Origin of the sequence: Marinobacter sp. SS21 (assembly GCF_028369065.1) — a bacterium.
Taxonomy (GTDB): Bacteria; Pseudomonadota; Gammaproteobacteria; order Pseudomonadales; family Oleiphilaceae; genus Marinobacter.
Map to the genome: position 1 here is coordinate 65,207 of NZ_JAQNDA010000012.1, position 20,921 is coordinate 86,127.

The 20,921-nt window shown below is 60.0% G+C and carries 15 protein-coding genes; 9 read left to right on the plus strand and 6 right to left on the minus strand.

What is annotated here, in order from left to right:
* Nucleotides 1-253 precede the first annotated feature (253 nt).
* The 4 genes from N6L25_RS15280 to N6L25_RS15295 all read left to right on the plus strand — a co-directional run bounded on the left by N6L25_RS15280 (nt 254) and on the right by N6L25_RS15295 (nt 6,628).
* The gene (locus N6L25_RS15280; protein ID WP_271981945.1) at nt 254-2,545 is read left to right on the plus strand and encodes a DUF1631 domain-containing protein; all 2,292 of its coding nucleotides are present in this window, start codon (nt 254-256) and stop codon (nt 2,543-2,545) included.
* Between the two features lie 183 nt (nt 2,546-2,728).
* Complete coding sequence (gene ampD / locus N6L25_RS15285; protein ID WP_271981947.1) at nt 2,729-3,316, plus strand: 1,6-anhydro-N-acetylmuramyl-L-alanine amidase AmpD; 588 nt, start codon at nt 2,729-2,731, stop codon at nt 3,314-3,316.
* Nucleotides 3,317-3,332: 16 nt separating this feature from the next.
* Nucleotides 3,333-4,220, plus strand: coding sequence for a histidine kinase (locus N6L25_RS15290; protein WP_271981949.1), 888 nt, complete (start codon nt 3,333-3,335; stop codon nt 4,218-4,220).
* Nucleotides 4,221-4,597: 377 nt separating this feature from the next.
* Nucleotides 4,598-6,628 carry a methyl-accepting chemotaxis protein gene (locus N6L25_RS15295; protein WP_442915260.1) on the plus strand — a complete coding sequence of 677 codons (2,031 nt, stop codon included), beginning with the start codon at nt 4,598-4,600 and terminating at the stop codon, nt 6,626-6,628.
* 11 nt (nt 6,629-6,639) lie between these two features.
* Here the strand turns inward: N6L25_RS15295 and N6L25_RS15300 are convergent, their stop codons facing one another.
* The 5 genes from N6L25_RS15300 to N6L25_RS15320 all read right to left on the minus strand — a co-directional run bounded on the left by N6L25_RS15300 (nt 6,640) and on the right by N6L25_RS15320 (nt 13,121).
* Nucleotides 6,640-7,206 carry a cob(I)yrinic acid a,c-diamide adenosyltransferase gene (locus N6L25_RS15300; protein ID WP_271981951.1) on the minus strand — a complete coding sequence of 189 codons (567 nt, stop codon included), beginning with the start codon at nt 7,204-7,206 and terminating at the stop codon, nt 6,640-6,642.
* A 27-nt stretch (nt 7,207-7,233) separates the two neighbouring features.
* Nucleotides 7,234-8,187 carry a ketopantoate reductase family protein gene (locus tag N6L25_RS15305; RefSeq protein ID WP_271981953.1) on the minus strand — a complete coding sequence of 318 codons (954 nt, stop codon included), beginning with the start codon at nt 8,185-8,187 and terminating at the stop codon, nt 7,234-7,236.
* 3 nt (nt 8,188-8,190) lie between these two features.
* Nucleotides 8,191-11,043: a valine--tRNA ligase gene (locus tag N6L25_RS15310; RefSeq protein ID WP_271981954.1), complete on the minus strand. Its 2,853-nt coding sequence runs from the start codon at nt 11,041-11,043 to the stop codon at nt 8,191-8,193.
* 118 nt (nt 11,044-11,161) lie between these two features.
* Nucleotides 11,162-11,641 carry a DNA polymerase III subunit chi gene (locus tag N6L25_RS15315; RefSeq protein ID WP_271981956.1) on the minus strand — a complete coding sequence of 160 codons (480 nt, stop codon included), beginning with the start codon at nt 11,639-11,641 and terminating at the stop codon, nt 11,162-11,164.
* Nucleotides 11,628-13,121: a leucyl aminopeptidase gene (locus N6L25_RS15320; protein WP_271981958.1), complete on the minus strand. Its 1,494-nt coding sequence runs from the start codon at nt 13,119-13,121 to the stop codon at nt 11,628-11,630. The genes N6L25_RS15315 and N6L25_RS15320 overlap by 14 nt, the downstream gene beginning before the upstream one ends.
* 228 nt (nt 13,122-13,349) lie before the next feature.
* Here N6L25_RS15320 and lptF point away from each other — a divergent pair, with 228 nt between their 5' ends.
* Entirely contained in the window at nt 13,350-14,453 is a 1,104-nt protein-coding gene (lptF, locus tag N6L25_RS15325; protein WP_271981960.1) for an LPS export ABC transporter permease LptF, read from the plus strand.
* Nucleotides 14,446-15,507, plus strand: a complete 1,062-nt coding sequence (gene lptG / locus N6L25_RS15330) for an LPS export ABC transporter permease LptG (protein WP_271981963.1) — start codon at nt 14,446-14,448, stop codon at nt 15,505-15,507. Before lptF ends, lptG begins: the two co-directional genes overlap by 8 nt.
* Nucleotides 15,508-15,553: 46 nt before the next feature.
* Here lptG and N6L25_RS15335 read toward each other — a convergent pair whose 3' ends face one another.
* Complete coding sequence (locus N6L25_RS15335; RefSeq protein ID WP_271981965.1) at nt 15,554-16,102, minus strand: RDD family protein; 549 nt, start codon at nt 16,100-16,102, stop codon at nt 15,554-15,556.
* Between the two features lie 373 nt (nt 16,103-16,475).
* Here N6L25_RS15335 and alaS point away from each other — a divergent pair, with 373 nt between their 5' ends.
* The 3 genes from alaS to csrA all read left to right on the plus strand — a co-directional run bounded on the left by alaS (nt 16,476) and on the right by csrA (nt 20,825).
* Nucleotides 16,476-19,103, plus strand: coding sequence for an alanine--tRNA ligase (gene alaS / locus N6L25_RS15340; protein WP_271981967.1), 2,628 nt, complete (start codon nt 16,476-16,478; stop codon nt 19,101-19,103).
* Between the two features lie 108 nt (nt 19,104-19,211).
* Complete coding sequence (locus N6L25_RS15345; RefSeq protein ID WP_271981969.1) at nt 19,212-20,450, plus strand: aspartate kinase; 1,239 nt, start codon at nt 19,212-19,214, stop codon at nt 20,448-20,450.
* Between the two features lie 174 nt (nt 20,451-20,624).
* On the plus strand, nt 20,625-20,825 hold the full coding sequence (csrA, locus tag N6L25_RS15350) for a carbon storage regulator CsrA (protein WP_271981971.1): 201 nt from the start codon (nt 20,625-20,627) through the stop codon (nt 20,823-20,825).
* Nucleotides 20,826-20,921 lie beyond the last annotated feature (96 nt).

Below are 20,921 nucleotides of genomic sequence, written 5' to 3' on the forward strand. Positions count from 1 at the left end.
TACTGCTATCAAGTGGTTGACCACAAACGTGCCGTTGTTGCGGTATTGTGAGGTGACGTAATGCGTCACTCGGCAGGATTATATGTCGCCTGTTTGTGCTCTTGTAACTGCCCGATTTGGATGGGAATATTTCGAAAGTGTGACGTAGTTCCGAAGTACACAAAAGGTGACAAAACCTGACACAAGATGACTGGGTAAGCGCCTATGATGTGAAGTGCGGTATTCACTATTTTCTGGGATCGGGGTCATCCGTATGGCGCAGGACAACAAGGTCGTAAGCCTGAAGACGCAGGGACTTGTAAGCAGGGTCAGTCTGCCTGGACCGCTGATTCGACTTCGGGACACCTCGGCGCAGGAACTTCGCCGAATTCTTTCCGACTTTTTTGACAGCTCCGATGATGTCCTCTTCAATATGTCGGAAAAGGCATTGTCCACCGAAGACCAGGCTGCCTACTTCAACGCCATGCGGGAGCTTCGCCTGCAGCGCAAGAACATGACGATCTCGATCCTCCAGTGGGTCAGTCGTTCGTTTAACGAGCTTGGACGGTTCGATCCTGTGCCCGGAATGATGGCTCTGGATCAGGTCGATCAGGATTCCCTGTCGCTCATGGATCAGTCCGATCTAGAGCAAAGTGTCGCTATCGACAATCTGATGAACAAGCTGCGCAACCATTATGCGGAACCGGCCCGCCTGCTGGGAGAACGGGTGCAGCACCTGGTGCCGGATCTCAAGCTCGAATCCCGCCAGATTCCCCTCAGCCCGGAAACCATTTGTACCGGACTGGCTGAGGCCAGTGGCGATCTGGAGATTGATATCCGCGCCAAGCTGATCGTGTTCAAGCTCTTCGACAAGCTGTTGATCAGCAAGCTGCAGGAGTTGTACGAGGCGGCCAATGAGTTGCTGGTCAAGGAGGGCGTGCTGCCGCAACTCAAGCGTGCGAGCGCCGCCAAGACAGCCGCTAAACCGGCTCCGCCCGCCCCCCGGTCACCGGTTCCACCCCGGGTTCAGCCGGTTAAGGCCGAGTCCAGCGCCCAACAGGCGCTCAATCAGGCCCGGCAACAAGCCACTTTTTCCGAACTCTCGGCGCTGTTGCACAGGGATGGCGGTGGAGAAGGCGCTGCCGCTGGCGGTGGCGGCACCATTGAACTCGATACGTCGGGGCTGATGGAGTTGCTGAGCAGTCTCCAGAAACCAGCTCAGGCGTGGGGTGACGGTGCCGTGCCTTCGCTGACGGTCCAGCTCAACCCCATTTTCAAGCCGGAAAGCGGACCGGGTTACGCCCTTAAACAGGTGGATAATGATGTCATTAACCTCGTGTCCATGCTGTTTGAGTTTATCCTAGAGGACCGTCAGTTACCGGCCGAGATGAAGGCGCTGATTGGGCGGTTGCAGATTCCGGTGCTGAAGGTCGCACTCAGCGATCAAAGTTTCTTTAATCGTGGTGGTCACCCCGCGCGCAAGTTACTGAACGAACTGGCCCTGGCAGGGCTGAGCTGGAGTCCGAAGGGCGAGGGTCAGCGAGACCCGCTAAAGGACAAGATCGAATCGGTGGTGGGCCAGTTACTGGATAATTATTCCGACAATATCGAGCTGTTTGCTGAGCTGTTGACGGACTTTTCCCATTTCATGGATCTGGACAATCGTCGGCGGGCGCTGGTTGAGCAACGCTTGCGGGATGCCGAGGAAGGGCGGGCCAAGCAGGAGCAGGCCAAAACCAAAGTGGACGAAGTGCTGGCGGAGTTATCGGGCGATCGGGATGTGCCGCCGGTGGTGGTTGAATTTCTTGAGAACCCCTGGCGCAAGTATCTGCAGTGGTCGGTGCTCAGAGACGGTGACGGCAGTTCCCGATGGGCGTCGGCGGTGGAGTTGACCCGCCAATTGATCTGGAGTGTCGATCCGCAGCCGGTGGTTGAGCAGACACGCAGCGATTTGTTGCGGGCCATCCCGTCGATTGTTGATGGCTTGCGAAAGGGGTTGCAGACCATTTCCTGGGACCCCTTTGCCACCGACAACGCCATTCGCGATCTGGAACTGGCTCATGTGGATGTTTTCCAGCGCCTGGTCACCAGCCAGATGGTGGAACGGTCGCCACAGTTACGGGAACCCGACGTTGCGGCGGTGGAAGCTCAGCCGGCGATCGCGCCGCTTGAAACCACGACAGCGCAGAGTGCGCAGAGTGCCCAGCCGGCTGCAGCGCCATCTGAGCCAAGCGCTGGCATGTCGCCAGGCCCGCAGTCCGATGCCCAGTCGGGCGAGAGGGTAGGCGAGGAATGGCTGGCCAGGGCCGACGCTTTGCGGGTCGGATCATGGGTAGAGCTGCTCAGTCATGGTAATCGGGTGCGCTGCAAGCTGGCTGCCTTTATTAAAACAACCGGAAAATACATCTTCGTTAATCGAAATGGTGCCAAGGTTGCTGAGTACTTCCGGGATGACCTGGCCCGGGCATTGGCAGATCAAGAGATTGCGATGCTCGATGACGGCCTGATTTTCGACCGGGCGCTGGAGTCGATCATCGACAACCTGCGTAGCAATCGGCGGGACTGAGCCGGTGTGCGCCGGCGGGCGCGGGCTGATGCCCTGGCAACGGCCCGGGCTTTGTGCTTCAATCGGTTTCATACCCGGATGCCGTCGCACAGCCCCCGGTGAGCAACGCGTGCGGAGTTAGCGGCGGTTTCCCGGACACGCGGCCCTGTGTGACTCGCCGCCTAACCGGCCAACGGATCGATCTTGCGCCCCAAAAACCGCCTTTCCGATGAAACACTCGACGCGTTACGGCACTCCGGGCTCCTGCCCGACGTGCGTTGGTGTCCTTCTCCCAACTTTGGTCCCCGCCCTGATGGCGCGGCGATCTCCCTGTTAGTGGTCCATAACATCAGTCTTCCGCCCGGACAGTTTGGCGGCGGTGAGATTGAACAGTTCTTCTGTAACCGACTCGACCCTCAAACGCACCCTTACTTCGCATCGATCGCAGACCTCCAGGTATCCGCTCACGCACTGATCGAGCGGGATGGACGGGTCACGCAATTTGTCCGGTTACTGGATCGGGCCTGGCATGCGGGGCGCTCCTGTTTCCGGGGCGAGGTCGAGTGTAATGACTTTTCCATCGGTATTGAGCTTGAAGGGACCGATGAGTTGGCCTACACCGAGACCCAGTATAGGGCTTTGGTCGGGTTAGCCCGGCACATCATGGCGGCGTGGCCGGCGATTACTGCCGATCGCATCACTGGGCACTCAGACATCGCGCCGGGTCGCAAAACCGATCCCGGTCCAGCGTTTGACTGGGATCATTTTCACGCGCTTCTGGCGGCAACCTGATGCAGGACACCAGCCCATGCAGCTACTGATTTTTTTGCTGGCCTATTTCCTGCGCCGTCAACTTGATGCGGCAGGCCGGGTCGACAGTGATCGACTGTTTCGGGAGCTGTTTAGCCGGCTGGCCACCGGGCCGCAGCAGCGCGGCGAGCGGATCAGCTCACCGCTCCTGTTGCTGGGGGGGCTGGCGGTTGCGTTGTTTACCCTTGACTGGTGGGCCCGTGCCCGGGGCTTGGGGGTGCTGGCCTACCCGCTTCAAGGCCTGGTGTTGGTGGCTTTGATGGGGGCTCCGGAGTGGAAAGGCGTTTTACGGGCGTACCGGGAAGCCTGGAGTCGTGGCGATATGCAGGGGGCCTGGCACCACATTCGTGCTCATCTGCCCGCCAGCGAACAGGGTAAAGCGGCATCACCCGATACCATGCACCTGCAGTTGTGCCGGCGATTTATGGTCATGGTCTTCGAGCGTTATTTTCTGCTGGCGTTCTGGTACGTTATCGGCGGCGTGGGCGCGGTGCTGTTTGTCCGTGGTCTGATTGCACTTCGTGAGCACTGGCCCCAGGCGGCCACGCGGACACGGTTCGCCGTGGGCGTCGAAGTGGCGGCCTGGGCACCGGTTCGGCTACTGTCCTTCAGCTTCGGTCTGGCCGGTGATCTGGCGGGTTGGCTCCGGGAGGGGCGACAGAACCTGGTCAATGCTTCGGTGCGGGCAGACGATGTGATGATGGCAGCGGCGAATGGCGCCTTGACCGGCTATGCCCTGGACCCGCAACGGTTCTCTCAACTGCATCCCGACGATTGGCTGGATTATGGCCGGAGGAGTCTGGTGGCGATACGCGACCTGCTCAATCGCAGCATGCTGATTTGGGTGTGTCTGTTGGCGTTGTTGGTGATCGCGGGGCTTGTCTGACGCCTCGGAGGGTAATCTCGCTGCCATTCTCCGGCGAAAAACCGACGTTGTTGCCAAAATTTACAATAAAATGCTCTCAAGATTTGCGAGAATCGGACGACAACTATCTCAGGTGCCTTGGATTCTTGTCCGGGACTGCCTGAATAACAACTCGGGAGCCTCTGAATCGCTCCAGATCATCTTTGGCGCTGTACGCCACCGGAAGCCTGCTCTGAAGCTTGCAAATCAGGCGTTGTGGCTCTTGCCAGCGGCTACGCTTTGCCTGCAAATCGCGCCTGGCAGCCACCGCCTCAGGCGCCAGCAGAGATGATTTGGCATTATGCAGGGGCGACTCAATCCGATGTCCAAGCAGCTGTTCCGTTTGGGGGAACTACTCCGTGAATACTTTCATCTACCCCGCCGTTTCGCTTATGAACCGGCTGCCCATGTTCTACAAGTTCAGTCTCATCAGCATCCTGTTCCTGCTGCCGATTGGTGGTTTGTCATATCTGGTGGTGAGCGAGCTTAATAAATCGGTCGGCACCCTGACCGAAGAGGTCGAGGGGCTGGAGCAGGTGAGAGAGGTGGATCGGCTGTTAAATGCCGCCTACCGTTATCGCGATCTCCGGGCACCCGGTAAGATGAAGAACAACCAGACACTGCTGGACCGCTCGGAGCAGGCGGCTAAGGTGGTGGAGGAGGTCTTCGAATCCTTGTTGGCCAAGACCGTGGCGTTTGATGAGGACGGTAGCTGGCGTCAGCAGATCGAAGAACTCCACGGCGACTGGAAAAAACTGCGCCGGGAGGACGGCTACCAGGGCAGTATCATGCCCCAGTTCACCTATTACCAGGAGTTCGTCCAGAAGGCCCGGGCTCTGATGACGGCCACTCTGGAAATCTCCGGCCTGGGCCATGACAGCGCCCGAGAGAATTTGGCATTGCTCAAGCTTGTTGCAGAATCGTCCCAGGACACCCGCAGTGTGATGGGCAAGGCCCGGGCGTTTGGCATCTACGCCCTGAACGAGGGTCAGGTGGGGTTTGCGCTGAGTGATACCCTGAACGAAATCTTTGATGCGATGACCAATCGGCAGGCGTTGCTGGAGCCCAGTCTCAAGATGGCCGCCAGTGCCTCCAGCCAGTTTGCCCGCCGTGGCGGCGAGAGCATTGCTGCGGTGTCCGCGAGCCTGATCCAGGCCCGCGAGGCGCTGGATATCAATGTGATCACCCCCATGCGGCTCGAAATGCCCTGGACGGATTTCAATCGGGTGATTGAGGACCAGTTCAACCATCTCAACGACCTCCACGACATCACCTTTGACGTGGTCGAGCAAAATCTCAACGAACGCCTGGTTGCTGAGAAGGCTCAGCGAAGCCTGATCTTTGTGGTTCTGGTGGTGGTGTTATTGATTGTTGTTTACCTCTACGTCGGCTTCTTCGTCTCCGTACGCACCGCCATCGCCGGCTTCAGTCACGCCGCCCGTACGGTTGCCGCTGGCGACATGACGGTGAGAATCGACCTGGACAACCGGGACGAGCTGGGCCAGTTGACGACCGAGTTCAATAACATGACCTCCAAGATGGCGGATCTGATTCGTTCGGTGAGCGCAACAACCCAGGACGTGGACCGGCAGGCCAGTCGGGTTAATGACACCGCTACCATGAACAGCGAAGCCTCGGCCCGCCAGATGGACGAGACCAACCAGATTACCGATGCCATGCAGCAGATGGTGGATGCGGTTCAGGAAGTGGCAGAGAGCGCGTTACGGGTGTCGGACAACGCCAATAACGCTGAGCAGGACACCGAAACCGGTCGGCAGGTGGTTGCCGACACCGTGGGGACGATCAACCGGCTGGCTTCTGAAATTGACGATGCGGTAAAGGTGATCAATCGCGTCAGCGAAGACAGCGACAGCATCAGCCAGGTGCTGGTGGAGATCAAAGCCATTGCCGAGCAAACCAACTTGCTGGCGCTGAATGCCGCCATCGAGGCCGCCCGTGCCGGCGAGCAGGGGCGGGGTTTTGCCGTAGTGGCGGACGAGGTGCGGTCGCTGTCCCAGCGCACCCACAAGTCGACCGAAGAAATCGAAGGCATGATATCCAGGCTCCAGAGCGGGGTGAAGGACGCCGTGTCGGCAATGACCAACAGCCACGAGGTGACCGAGACCACCGTCACCAAGTCCTCTCAGGTGACCGAGGCGCTGGACCGGATTGCCCATGGTATTTCCACCATTGTGGATATGAGTCACCAGATCGCTCAGGCTGCGGAAGAGCAGGCGGCGGTGGCGAAAAACGTCAATACCAACGTGGAAGAGATTGGTGAGCTGGGGCAACGCACCGCAGCCAACGCCGAGGAGACGCTTGGGGCATCCCGGGAAATGTCGGAGCTTACGGCGTCACTCCAACGCCTGGTGGAAGCGTTCCGGGTCTGAGCGGGCCCGGGTTAGTGCCCGGGCAGTTTTGCTTTTTGTTGGTCCCAAAGCACTTCCTGGGCACCCTCTCGTCGAGCCAGCACCCGGGCCAGCACGAAAAGCAGGTCCGAGAGGCGATTCAGGTACTGGCGTCCAAAGGCATTGATGTTTTCCTCATTGGCCAGTGCAACCACCACTCGTTCGGCGCGCCGGCTCACCGCCCTAGCCAGATGACACTGAGCCGCCGGCATGGACCCTCCGGGCAGGATGAAATTCTTCAGGTAGGGGAGGCCGGCGTTGAGTTCATCGAGCCGGGTTTCCAGCCACTGGACATGGTCGGCGCCGATCAGCGCGCTGTCGGGAATGGCAAACTCGCCACCCAGGTCAAACAGGTGATGCTGGATCCGCTGCAGCATCGGGGTCACGGCGTCGTCGCCGGTCAGACATTCGATTAACACACCAAGGTGGCTGTTTACTTCGTCAACCGTGCCGAGCGCTTCTACTCGCAACGAGTTTTTGCCAACCCGGCTGCCATCGGCCAGGCCGGTGCTGCCATCATCGCCGGTACGGGTATAGATCTTTGACAGTCGGTTGCCCATAGCGTGTTCCTATTCGGTGGTGGGGAATCAGCGTTGCCGATAATCATTGGACAGCATTTTCACGCTGTCGGTCAGCATGCGGTTAACGGGCATTTCCAGCCCGAGTTCGCCGCCGCGGCGGGCGACGTAACCGTTGATGTAGTCAATCTCGGTCAACTGTCCATTGAGCACATCGCTGCGCATGGAGGAGGTGTTATTGGCGGTCGCTCTGGCTACGGATTCAATGCTCGCTCTCAGCTCGGTGGCAGGCGGCGCATCCAGGCCTTCCGCTACCATCAGCTGATGAAGCTCCTCACACAGCGGATCAATGCACTGGCCATACAGCGGATGATTCAGAATCTCGCCGTTGGGGCAATCCAGCAGTGCGGTGAATGGATTGATACCGGCATTGATCACCAGCTTCTGCCATAACCGGGACTGGATATCGGCTTCGGCACTGACCGTGAGTCGGCTCTGGGACAGTTGCTGTATAACCTCCTGCAGACAGGCGTTGCCCAGCGGGGTCAAAGCGCCAATCCAGGTGTGGCCAATGCCCGCATGCACGGTCGTGTCCGGGGATGGCCGATTGGCAGCCTCCGTGGTGCTGGCGGCTAAAATTGGCCGGTGAGGCCAGCGCTGGGCCACCTCCTGCTGGCTGCCCAGACCATTCTGGAACAATACGATGGGAATGGAGGGGTGCAGACCGGCCAACTGCTCGTGCAGTGCCGTCAAGGTTGCTGGCGCCTTGGTGGTGACCAGCAGCAGCCGGACATCCACCACATCCGCTGGGTCGCAATACGTGATGGTGACGGCGCGACGCTTTCCTTCCATGGGCTGGAAGTAGAACGGGCAATCCGAGGCTACGCTGTCGCTGCGGCGGAGAAATCGGGCGGTGCCCATGGGCAGCGACGCTGCCCACAAGCGGCCCATGGCACCGGCCCCAAGAATCAGGATCTTGCCGTCGCGAATGCCGACAAGGTTGGGGTTGCGCGGTGCCCTCATGGTCTACATGGCCTCGATGGCTTGCCGTTGTTCACTGAGCCGGCTCTGGCTACCCTGGGCCTCGCGGAGTTTTTCCTTCTCCTTTTCCACCACGTCGGCCGGAGCCTTGGCGGTGAACTTTTCATTGCCGAGCTTGCCTTGCAAGCGGCCGATTTCCTTGGTCAGACGGTCCAGCTCCTTGTCCAGACGCGCCAGTTCGGCGGTCTTGTCGATCAGGCCGGCCATGGGCACCAGCACCTCCATCTCGCCCACCAGCTGGGTGGCGGACATGGGCGCCTCGCCGCCGTCGAACCATTCCAGGCTGTCCAGCTTGGCCAGGGAGATCAGGAACTGGCGGTTCTCGTCCATCCGCCGTTGGTCGTCGGTGTGGTCGCCACGCAGTAGCACCGGAATCCGTTTGGCGGGGGAGATGTTCATTTCGCCGCGGATGTTGCGTACCGCCACGATCACGCCCTTGAGCCATTCGATGTCTGCTGCCACCGCCTTGTCTAGCTGGCTGCTGGCAGCCTGCGGGTAGGGTTGCAGCATGATACTGTCACCTTGTTTGCCTGCCAGCGGAGCGATGCGTTGCCAGATTTCCTCGGTGATGAACGGCATGATCGGGTGCGCCAGGCGCAGTACCGCCTCAAGCACGCGAACCAGCGTACGGCGGGTGCCGCGTTTGGCTTCGGCACTTGCCGACTCGTCGTTCAGCGCCGGCTTGGACAGTTCCAGGTACCAGTCGCAGTACTCGTTCCAGATGAATTCATACAGGGCGTGAGAGGCCAGGTCGAAGCGGTACTGCTCCAGGTGGCGGGTGACTTCCTGCTCGCAGTGTTGCAGCTCGCCGATGATCCAGCGATCGGCCAGAGACAGTTCCACGGCCTCGTTGTCGATGCCGCAGTCCTCGCCCTCGGTATTCATCAGTACGTAGCGGGCGGCGTTCCACAGCTTGTTGCAGAAGTTGCGGTAGCCTTCCAGGCGCTTCATGTCCCAGTTGATGTCACGGCCAGTGGTGGCCATCGCCGCCAGGGTGAAACGCAGCGCATCGGTACCGTGGGCGGCTATGCCTTCCGGGAATTCCTTCTGGGTGCGCTTGCCGATCTTTTCGGCCAGCTGCGGTTGCATCATGTTGCCGGTGCGCTTCGCCAGCAGTTCCTCAAGTTCGATGCCGTCGATCATGTCCAGCGGGTCCAGTACGTTGCCCTTGGACTTGGACATCTTCTGGCCGTGCTCGTCGCGGATCAGGCCGGTGACGTACACGGTCTTGAACGGAACCTGGGGGGTGCCGTCCTCGTTCTTGGTCAAATGCATGGTCATCATGATCATCCGGGCGACCCAGAAGAAAATGATGTCAAAACCGGTCACCAGCACGTCGGTCGGGTGGAAAGTCTGCAGGCGCTCGGTGTTTTCCGGCCAGCCCAGGGTGCCGAAGGTCCACAGGGCTGAGGAGAACCAGGTGTCCAGCACATCCTCGTCCTGGCTCAGTTCCAGGTCGGCGGCCAGACCGTACTTCTCGCGCACGCCGGCTTCGTCCCGGCCCACGTAGATGTTGCCCTCGGCGTCGTACCAGGCCGGAATGCGGTGGCCCCACCAAAGCTGACGGGAGATACACCAGTCCTGGATGTCCCGCATCCAGGAAAAATACATGTTCTCGTATTGCTTGGGCACGAACTGGATGCGGCCGTCTTCCACCGCTTCAATGGCCGGCTTGGCCAGGGTCTTGGCGTCGGCGAACCACTGATCGGTCAGCATCGGTTCGATGATCAGGCCGGAGCGGTCGCCCCGGGGAACGCTGAGCACGTGGTCTTCCACCTGTTCCAGCAGGCCAGCGGCTTCCAGATCGGCGACGATCAGTTTGCGGGCTTGCTCGCGGGTCTTGCCGGCGTAGGCGGCGGGCAGGGTGCCGTCGATGTCGCCGTTGGCGCTGCCGTCGGAGTTGAACACTTCGGCGATCTCGCGGATGTTGGCATCCTGGGTCATGACGTTGATCATCGGCAGCTGATTGCGCTTGCCAACGGCGTAGTCATTGAAGTCGTGGGCAGGCGTGATCTTAACGCAGCCGCTGCCTTTTTCCGGATCGGCGTGGTGGTCGGCAACGATGGGGATCTCCCGGTCCACCAATGGCAGCAGGATCTTCTGGCCGATCAGGTGCTGGTAGCGCTCGTCGTCCGGGTGAACGGCCACGGCGGTATCGCCCAGCATGGTTTCCGGACGGGTAGTGGCCACCACCAGATAGTCCTTGCCGTCTTTGGTGCTGGCGCCGCCCGCCAGCGGGTAACGCAGGTGCCAGAAGTGGCCCTTCTCTTCCTTGTTCTCCACTTCCAGATCGGAAATGGCGGTATGCAGTTTCGGGTCCCAGTTGACCAGTCGCTTGCCTCGGTAAATCAGCCCTTCGTCATACAGCCGGATGAACACTTCCTGCACGGCGCGGTAAAAACCGTCGTCCATGGTGAAGCGTTCGTGGTCCCAGTCCACGGAGTTGCCCAAGCGGCGCATCTGGCGGGTGATGGTGCCACCGGAGTGGTCCTTCCAGTCCCAGATGCGTTTGATGAATTCTTCTCGACCCAGGTCATGGCGGGTCTTCTCTTCCTCTACGGCCAGCTTGCGCTCCACCACCATCTGGGTGGCGATGCCGGCATGGTCTGTGCCTACCTGCCAAAGAGTGTTGTTGCCCTGCATGCGTTTGTAGCGGGTGAGCGTATCCATAATGGTGTGCTGGAACGCGTGGCCCATATGCAGACTGCCGGTGACGTTGGGCGGGGGAATCATGATGGTGTAGCTCTCACCCTCACCGGAGGGGCGGAAGTAACCTTTGGATTCCCAGTTTTCGTACCACTGGCGCTCGATGTTTTCTGGCTGGTAGGTTTTTTCCATGGGTTTTGCTGGTGACCGGGTTGGTTAATGGAATGCAGGTGCTCCTCAAGAGCCGCAATTATACATGGTCGTCGGTGGCGCGGCGAACCCTGGCTGGTCAACCGGCAAGGTGCAGAGACTACCGTTTCCGGAAATCGTGTACCCGTGGTTCGATGCCCAGCGCCCGAAGCTGTTTGTAATGAGTTCTGGCCTGGTTAAGCACGCCCGGATGGTTGTGGGCTACCAATGCCAGTCGGTTGAAGCGCTCGGCATTGGTGGGCAGGGTGGCGGACAGTATCACCACCGTGTCCCAGTCTTCGGGCACCGGCGGGCAAAGCAGGATGCCAACGGGCTCGGTGCAGGCGGTGGCGGAATCGGAAATCACCCGGTGGGGGATGAAGGCCTCGGGACTGAACTGCCACAGCAGATCGTCCAGTTCCCGAGCCTGCTCCGGGCTGTCGCAGAGAATGCAGACCCGATCGCCCTGCTGCCAGGCCTTGTCCACCAGGCGCACGGCGTGGAGATTGCGGGCGGCGGGGGTGTTCTGGGCCAGGATGTGGAACCAGTAGGACTGGTTCCGGTGATCCTGGTCAATGCTGCCGGGGTTACTTGCTGGCATGGGACATCAGGTAGTCAATCAGCAGTGGAACCGGGCGGCCCGAGGAGCCCTTGGCCTTGCCGGAATGCCAGGCGGTACCGGCAATGTCCAGGTGAGCCCAGCGGTATTCCTTGGTGAAGCGGGACAGGAAGCACGCCGCGGTAATGGTGCCTGCGGGGCGACCGCCGATGTTTTGCATGTCGGCAAAGTTGCTGTCGAGCTGGGACTGGTATTCGTCCCACAGCGGCAGGCGCCATGCCCGGTCGCAGGCGCGTTCGCCGCTGGCCAACAGTTCGTTGGCCAGGTCGTCGTCGTTGCTGAGCAGGCCGGTGGCGTGATTGCCCAGTGCGATGATGCAGGCGCCGGTCAGGGTGGCCAGGTCGATGACCACTGCCGGATCGAAGCGTTTGACGTAGGTGAGGGCGTCGCACAGGACCAGCCGGCCCTCAGCGTCGGTGTTGAGGATTTCGACGGTCTGCCCGGACATGGAGGTGACAATGTCGCCGGGGCGGGCCGCACCGCCATCCGGCATGTTCTCGGCTGCGGCGATTACGCCCACCACGTTGATCTTGGGCTTGGTCTCCGCCAATACCTGCATGGCGCCGAAGACCGAGGCGGAGCCGCCCATGTCGTATTTCATTTCATCCATGCCTTCGCCGGGTTTCAGGCTGATGCCGCCGGTGTCGAAGGTGATGCCTTTGCCCACCAGAACATGGGGCTTGTCCTTCGCGTTACCACCACGGTACTCCATGATGATCAGGCGGGCGGGCTGGGTGCTGCCGGCGGCAACGGCAAGCAGGGTGTTCATGCCCAGCTTCTTCATCTGTTTCTCGTCAAGAATTTCGGTCTTGATGAGCTCGTGTTCCTGAGCCAGCTGTTCGGCCTGCTCGGCCAGCCAGCTCGGATGGCAGACGTTGGGCGGTGTGTTGCCCAGGTCGCGGGTGAAATTCATACCGCGCCCGGTCGCCAGGCCCAGCTCAAAGGCGCTTTTCAGCGGCTTGCTGGCGCCGGATGCGGCCACCGTCACCTTTCTGAGTTTGCGTACCGGAGGCTTGCCGCTTTTGTAGGCGTTGAAGGTGTATAGCTGGTCTTCCAGGGTGCGGCCGATCAGGTTGAGTCGGGCCGCTTCGGACTGGGCCTGTTCGTCGCCCGTGGTCGGAGTGTCGGCGAGGGCAATCATCACGTGACCGGCCGCGCCGTCCTTGAACTGGCCCACTGCGGCGATCAGCGCCTTGCGGAAGTTGGTCGGCGTGCGCTCCTTGTCGGCACCGGTGCCCACCGCCAAGACCCGTGGCCAGGGCTGGCCCGCAACCGGAACCAGCAGGCAGCTGCCGTTCTTGCCGGTGATGTCGCCACTCTCGTTCAGCTGACGCAGCAGCCCGCCCAGCGCCGCATCCACCGCCAGGGTGGATGCGGGCCAGTCGCCATTTTCGGGGACTGCGACCACGATGCAATCGGCTTTTTGGCTGGCAATGGCTTTACTGCTCAGGGTGAAATTCATGGCAACTCCCGAATCTGGTTGTTTGGTTGGCCCCGGCGAGCGGCGGGCACGATGACTTTCAGGGACCTAAGCATTGGGGCTAAGGTGAAAATTATCAAGCGCTTCCTCACGGGACGCCTCTGGCTCAATGGTGCAGGCTGGTCTGTCATTCCCCGGTCAGGTTACTTAGAATACCCCACAATTTGATTGTTGCACCCAACATCCAACCTGCTACCTGAAGAGACTGCTTTGAGCATAGTTTTCCGTTACCTGACGCGACAAGTCATGATCAGCATGTTGGCGGTGTCCGGCGTTTTGCTGCTGGTATTCATGAGCGGTCGTTTTATCAAGTATCTGGCGGACGCCGCTGCCGGGGAGCTGGCGGGCGATGTGCTGTTCCAGATCATGGCGTACCGTTTTCCGGGCTTTTTGGAGCTGATCCTGCCGCTGGGGTTCTTCATCGGGGTTCTGCTGGCCTACGGGCGTATGTACCTGGAGAGCGAGATGACCGTGCTCTTTGCCTGCGGGGTCAGTGACCGCCAGATCATCGCCCAGACCCTGATCGGCAGCCTGATTGTGATGCTGGTTGTCGGGAGCATGAGTCTGTACCTGTCGCCTTGGGGCATGAAACAGGTGGAGCAGATTTTTAACGATCAGCGCAAGGCCACCGAATTTGAAATGCTGGCGCCCGGCCGCTTCCAGGACCTGTCATCGGGCGGGCGGGTGACCTACACCGAGGCGCTCAGCGACGACAAGCGCGAACTGCAGGGCGTTTTCATTGCCGAGTATTCCCGTGGTGAGCCGGGCCTGACGATCATTACCGCCGATGTCGGTTCCCAATTCCTCGACAGCGAGACCGGCAGCCGGTTCCTGATTCTCGAAGGCGGTTCCCGCTACCAGGGCATGCCCGGCAAGCTGGATTATCAGGTGACCACCTTTGATGCCTACGGCCTGAAGGTTCAGGCCGGCAGTGCGCGGGATCGGCAGCTGGATGAGGCCATCAGCACCCTGGACCTGATCGGCTCGGACGACCCGGAGCACCGGGCGATGCTGCACTGGCGGTTTTCGTTGCCGCTAATTGTGCCCATCGTGACCCTGCTGGCGGTGCGTCTGAGCCGGGTCAACCCGCGCCAGGGCCGCTTCTTCCACCTGCTGCCGGCCATGTTGGTGTACATCGTTTACCTGGGGCTGCTGATCGTGGCCCGGGATGCGGTTGAGGGCGGCAAAGTGCCTGAGTGGATCGGCATGATGTGGGTGCATGCGCTGTTCCTGGTGCTGGCCCTGTGGCTGCAGTTCGGGCCGCCGTGGTGGCACCGCCGACGATTGATCCGGGAGGGCCAGCGCCGTGCGTAAGCTCGACAATTATGTAATGCGTACCGTCGGTGGCGCCACTCTGCTGGTCATGGTGGTGGTGCTGTCGCTGGACCTGATTTTTGCCTTTATCGCCGAGCTGGATGATGCCAAGGCGGAGTATCAGACCCTACAGGCGCTGCTGTACGTACTGATGACCGTGCCGCGACGAATCTACGATTATCTGCCGCTGGGGGCTTTCATGGGCTGCCTGGTGGGGCTGGGCGCCATGGCCAGTTCCTCCGAGCTGACGGTCATTCGCGCCGCCGGGGTGTCCATCCGCCGCATCGTCTGGTCGGCGATGAAGCCAACCCTGGTGGTGGTCATCATCGGTTTGATGATCGGAGAGTACGTGGCACCGCCATTGGAGCGTACGGCCCAAAGCCAGAAGGCGGTTGCCCAGGGCGCCAGCCACAACATCGCGTCGTCGGGGGGGATCTGGCATCGGGAGGGGGACACCTTCATCCACCTCAATGCAGTGGAGCCGAATGGAGTGCTGCACGGGGTGTCACTGTTCGAGTTTTCGGACCGCCGCGCCATGGAAAAGGCCACGTTTGCCGCCCGGGCCATCTACCAGGGCGATCACTGGTTGCTGCAGAACGTACGTACCACTCATTTCGGCGATGTCGCCACCGAGCGCGAGGCAAGGCGCCAGGTTCGCTGGGACACCGGTTTGTCACCGCAGGTACTGAGCGTGCTGATCGTGAAGCCGGAAAACCTCTCGGTTACCGGGCTCTTTACCTACGCGTCGTACCTGGACGAACAGGAGTTGAACGCGGCCAATTACTGGCTGGCGTTCTGGAAGAAAGTGCTGATGCCGGTGGGCACGGCGGTGATGGTACTGGTGGCGATTTCCTTCATTTTTGGTCCGCTGCGTTCGGTGACCATGGGCTTTCGGGTCTTTGCCGGGCTGATAGTGGGGCTACTGTTCAAATACATGCAGGACTTGCTGGGGCCGATGAGTCTGGTCTTCGGTTTCAATCCGGTGATCGCCGTCCTGGTGCCCATCGCCATTAGCGCGGTGGTGGGGGCGCTGCTGATGCGGCGGGCAGGTTAGGGAGGCTCTGAGCGCCCCGGGGGGCGCAATGGCGATTCAGGAAGCCTTACTTTTCGGCCGGTTTTTTGGCTGGCGCAGGCACCCGAACGACCTGGCTGCGGGAGAGACGGTCAATCAGCGACTCACCGTTAAATGGAAAGAAAACCCCGAACACCGCCGGACCGACGATGATCAGGCTCCAGCTTCCCCAGTTGTACAGACACAGCAGGCCGGCGAACAGGGCAAACGCCGCCACCATAAAGCGCTTGAGGGCCTGTACCCAACTCACCGACACGCCGTTCAGGTTCTGGATGCGAATGCGCCAGACCTGCATGCCGAGGGTCTGGCCGGAACGGGTCCAGAAGTAGCCGAAGAACACGAACAGCACCACAAACAGGACGCTGCTGAGCAGAGGGTCGGCCTCCAGAGTGCCCGATTCCATCATCGCCTCGTAACGCTCGAACCCAATCACCGAGGCGGCGACCAGGGTGTACGCCCAGGAGGTCACCATGAGCACGGCAATGCTGATCAAACCATCGTAGATGATGGCGAGCAGGCGCCTCATCATGTTGGCCGGTGGCAGCAGTTGGTCGTCGTCATGAAATCTGCGAGGCATGAAGGACTCCTGGTTCATGGGTACCCGCCCGGTACCGTCTATGTTTCGGGTGGCCGAGTATAACCGGTTTGACGGCTGGGCGCAGGGCCCGAATGACCTTGCCAGCGCTCCTGTCCAATCCGCTGTTCAGCGCCAATCGCCAGGGCGAGCGGGAATGCTCATGAAAGCCCCAGCGAGCCTGCGGAGACAAATCAAGTGTTGATCCTAAGCCCCTCGTCACTTATTCATTTTTCCTCATTGCAGCCTATGCTAGAGTAGCGGATTTGCACCACCGGACGTCCGCCTCTCCGCGACGGCGCTATATCGGCGCTCCGGCGCACTCACTTTTCACCGAATGGCCGCACACGGCTGATATGTGGATCAGGGCAGGTTTATGAATACCGCAGATTTGCGACAGGCGTTTTTTGATTTCTTCAAACAGCAGGGACACACCGTTGTAGCAAGCAGCTCATTGGTGCCTGCGGATGACCCAACCCTGCTGTTTACCAATGCGGGTATGAACCAGTTCAAGGATGTGTTCCTCGGGCGTGAGGATCGGGACTACACCCGAGCGACCACCGCCCAAAAATGCGTCCGGGCCGGCGGCAAGCACAACGACCTGGAGAACGTGGGGTACACCGCCCGTCATCACACGTTCTTCGAGATGCTGGGGAACTTCAGCTTCGGCGATTACTTCAAGCGTGAAGCGATCAACTATGCCTGGACCTTCCTGACCGGAGAGCAGTGGCTCAACCTGCCGAAAGAGAAGCTGTGGATCACCGTTTACGCCTCCGATGACGAAGCCTTCGAGATCTGGTCCAGGGAAATGGGGGTGCCCGAAGAGCGCATCGTGCGCATCGGTGACAATAAGGGGGCCCCTTACGCCTCCGATAACTTCTGGCAGATGGGCGACACCGGTCCTTGCGGTCCCTGTACCGAAATCTTCTTCGACCATGGTCCCGACGTGGCTGGGGGCCCTCCTGGCAGCCCTGACGAAGACGGCGACCGTTACATCGAAATCTGGAACGTGGTGTTCATGCAGTACAACCGTACTGCGGACGGCGAAATGCTGCCATTGCCCAAGCCCTCGGTGGATACCGGCATGGGTTTGGAGCGAATCGCCGCGGTGCTGCAGGGCGTTCACAGCAACTACGAGATCGACCTGTTCGATAACCTGCTGAAGGCCGCCTCCGACGTGCTCGGCGGTGTCGCCACCAGCGAAGCCTCCCTGCGGGTGGTGGCGGACCATATCCGCTCCTGCTCGTTCCTGATTGCCGACGGGGTCATGCCGTCCAATGAGGGGCGTGGCTTCGTACTGCGTCGCATCATACGTCGTGCCGCCCGCCACGGTAACAAGCTGGGGGCCAATGGTCCTTTCTTCCACAAGCTGGTCGGGGCGCTGGTCACGCTGATGGGCGAGGCCTACCCGGAACTGGTCCGTACCCAGGCGCAGATTGAAAAGGTGCTGCTGCAGGAGGAAGAGCAGTTCGCCAAGACCCTGGATAAAGGTCTGAAGCTGCTGGAGCAGGACATTGCTCAGCTCGAAGGCTCCGAAATTCCCGGTGAAACCGTCTTCACGCTGTATGACACCTACGGCTTCCCGGTGGACTTGACCAACGATATCGCCCGCGAGCGCGGCCTGACCCTGGACTACGACGGCTACGAGAAGGCGATGAATGACCAGCGTGAGCGTGCCCGCGCCGCCAGTAAGTTCGGCATCGACTATAACGCCGGTCTCAAGCTGGAGGGCAAGACCGAATTCTCCGGTTACGAGGTGGTGGACGGCCATGAAACCGTTCGTACCGTCATCGTGGGTGGCGACGAGAAAACGGCTCAGGCCGGTGACGAGGCCATCGTGGTCCTGGAACGCACTCCATTCTACGCCGAGTCGGGTGGCCAGGTGGGTGACACCGGTCTGCTGACCTGGAGTGGTGGTCGCTTCCAGGTCACCGACACCCGTAAGGAAGGGGATCACCACATTCACCTCGGCACCGTGATTGAGGGTGAGGTGTTCCCAGGCCTGGAGGTGGATGCCCGGGTCGATCACGTCCGGCGTCAGGCCACTGCGCTCAACCACTCCGCGACCCATCTGTTGCATGCCGCGTTGCGGAAAGTGCTCGGTGAACATGTGACCCAGAAAGGGTCCCTGGTGGACCCCGACAAACTGCGGTTTGATTTCTCTCATTTCGAGGCCGTGACTGCGGCGCAGTTGAAGGAGATCGAGCGCGAGGTCAACGAGCAGATCATGGCCAACACCGACGTTGAAACCGAGGTCACGGACATGGAGCAGGCCCAGGCCAAAGGCGCGATGGCCCTGTTCGGCGAGAAGTACGGCGACAGCGTGCGGGTGCTCAGCATGGGCACCGACCGTTATTCGGTGGAGCTGTGTGGCGGCACCCATGTGTCTCGCACCGGCGATATCGGGCTGCTGAAGATTGTCTCCGAAGGCGGCATTTCCTCTGGTGTACGCCGTATCGAAGCGGTCACCGGTTTCAATGCGCTGAACTGGATCGACGCGACGGACCAGAAGTTAAAGGACGCTGCGCAGCTGGTGAAGGGCACCCGCGACAGCGTGGTTGAGAAAGTGCAGAGTGCGGTTGAGCGCACGCGCCAGCTGGAAAAAGAGCTGGAGCAACTGAAGGCCAAGCTGGCTAGCTCTGCCGGCTCGGATCTGGCGGCGACTGCGGTTGAGGTCAAGGGGCTGAAGGTTGTCGCGGCTGAGCTGGACGGTGCTGACCGCAAGGCGCTGATGGACACCGCCGATCAGCTTAAAAACAAGTTGGGCGAGGGCGTCGTTGTGCTGGCCAGCGTCGAGGATGGCAAAGTGACTCTGGTGGCTGGTGTCACCAAGTCGGCCACCGGACGCATCAAGGCCGGCGAGCTGATGAAGCACCTTGCCGCGCAAGTCGATGGCAAGGGCGGCGGGCGTCCGGATATGGCCCAGGGCGGTGGTAGCGATCCGGCCAAATTGTCCGGTGCGCTGGAAGGCGTCGCCGAGTGGATCGACAAAAACATTGCTTGAGAGACTGTTAACGTCAGCCGGCGGATGTATATAATTCCGCCGGTTTGAATATTGACTGACGACACCCGGTGTTCGTCGTGGGTTCCTGCTTCGATTGTTGGGAAAGAAATGGCGCTTTTGGTTCAGAAGTTTGGTGGCACGTCCGTAGGCACCACCGAAAGAATAGAAGCGGTTGCCGATAAGGTCTGCCGCTTCCGAAAAGAAGGTCACGACATCGTCGTGGTGGTATCGGCGATGAGTGGGGAAACCAACCGCCTGATCGGCCTGGCCCAGAACATTATGGAAGAGCCGACGCCACGGGAAATGGATGTGCTGGTCTCCACCGGCGAGCAGGTCACCATTGCCCTGTTGTCTATGGCGCTGCAGAAGCGCGGTTGCGAAGCCCGCTCCTACACCGGTAGCCAGGTTCGCATCCTGACCGACAGCACCCACACCAAGGCAAGAATTCGCCAGATCGACGAGCAGCGCATGCGGGAAGACCTGACTGCCGGTCGCGTGGTTGTGGTGGCAGGCTTCCAGGGTACCGACGAGCACGGCAACATCACCACACTGGGTCGTGGTGGCTCCGACACCACCGCCGTCGCCCTGGCCGCCGCGCTGAAGGCGGACGAGTGTCAGATCTATACGGACGTGGATGGCGTATATACCACCGATCCGCGGGTCGTGGACAGCGCCCGTCGTCTGGACCAGATTACGTTCGAAGAAATGATTGAAATGGCGAGTCTGGGCTCGAAGGTGCTCCAGATTCGTTCGGTTGAATTTGCTGGCAAGTACAATGTGCCGCTGCGGGTACTGTCCAGTTTCCAGGACGGCGGCGGTACCCTGATTACTTTTGAGGATGAGAGCGTCATGGAACAACCGGTCGTTTCCGGCATAGCGTTTAATCGCGATGAAGCCAAGCTAACCATTTCGGGTGTGCCGGATACCCCAGGCAGCGCCTTGAACATTCTAAAGCCGATCAGCGACGCCAATATCGAAGTCGATATGATCGTTCAGAACGTGGGTGCCGATAATCACACCGATTTCACCTTCACCGTTCATCGCAGCGACTACAAGCGCGCCAAGGAAGTACTGGACCAGGTGGCACGTGACCTAGGCGCCCGCGAAGAAGTCAGCGGTGACAACAAGATCGCCAAGGTGAGTATTGTCGGCGTCGGTATGCGTTCGCATGCTGGTGTAGCGACTACAATGTTTGAAGCGCTGTCTCGTGAAGGTATCAACATCCAGATGATTTCCACCTCTGAAATCAAGATTTCGGTGGTTATTGCTGAGAAATACCTGGAGCTTGCGGTTCGAGCGCTTCACAGTGCCTTTGAATTGGGTGAGCCCGACGCCGAAGGTCAGTGAGCTGGCTGGGCGGAGTTCGCCCGAAGAAGAGAACAAGGGTTACATTCGTGAGCTAAAAGGCAGTGGGTGGCGTTGAAAGTCGCCTATTACCTTTTAAATCCTGCGTGGGCCCACTATAACGTTTTATAGAGTTCATTTGTCGGAACTGATAGCTCTTAAAAGGGAGTAAAGGATATGTTGATCTTGACTCGCCGAGTTGGCGAAACCCTGATGGTTGGTGACGACGTCACCGTTACCGTATTGGGTGTGAAGGGGAATCAGGTACGTATTGGTGTCAACGCTCCAAAAGAAGTGGCGGTACACCGGGAAGAGATTTATCAGCGCATTCAGAGTGAGAAAACCGACTCTGACGAGCCGGAACCCGGCAACAGCTAAGGCGCGAAAAAGCCGCTTGAGGGAGACCCAAGCGGCTTTTTTTATGCTTGCTGAAATCCGCGGTGAAAAAAGTTGTGTCAACCCTATGAAAACAGA

Coding starts and splice junctions, on each gene's coding strand:
- N6L25_RS15320 (WP_271981958.1), bottom strand. CDS start 13,121: ATGAATTTCACCCTGAGCAGTAAAGCCATTGCCAGCCAAAAAGCCGAT.
- N6L25_RS15345 (WP_271981969.1), top strand. CDS start 19,212: ATGGCGCTTTTGGTTCAGAAGTTTGGTGGCACGTCCGTAGGCACCACC.
- N6L25_RS15335 (WP_271981965.1), bottom strand. CDS start 16,102: ATGCCTCGCAGATTTCATGACGACGACCAACTGCTGCCACCGGCCAAC.
- alaS (WP_271981967.1), top strand. CDS start 16,476: ATGAATACCGCAGATTTGCGACAGGCGTTTTTTGATTTCTTCAAACAG.
- N6L25_RS15315 (WP_271981956.1), bottom strand. CDS start 11,641: ATGCCAGCAAGTAACCCCGGCAGCATTGACCAGGATCACCGGAACCAG.
- N6L25_RS15305 (WP_271981953.1), bottom strand. CDS start 8,187: ATGAGGGCACCGCGCAACCCCAACCTTGTCGGCATTCGCGACGGCAAG.
- N6L25_RS15280 (WP_271981945.1), top strand. CDS start 254: ATGGCGCAGGACAACAAGGTCGTAAGCCTGAAGACGCAGGGACTTGTA.
- N6L25_RS15310 (WP_271981954.1), bottom strand. CDS start 11,043: ATGGAAAAAACCTACCAGCCAGAAAACATCGAGCGCCAGTGGTACGAA.
- N6L25_RS15290 (WP_271981949.1), top strand. CDS start 3,333: ATGCAGCTACTGATTTTTTTGCTGGCCTATTTCCTGCGCCGTCAACTT.
- csrA (WP_271981971.1), top strand. CDS start 20,625: ATGTTGATCTTGACTCGCCGAGTTGGCGAAACCCTGATGGTTGGTGAC.
- N6L25_RS15300 (WP_271981951.1), bottom strand. CDS start 7,206: ATGGGCAACCGACTGTCAAAGATCTATACCCGTACCGGCGATGATGGC.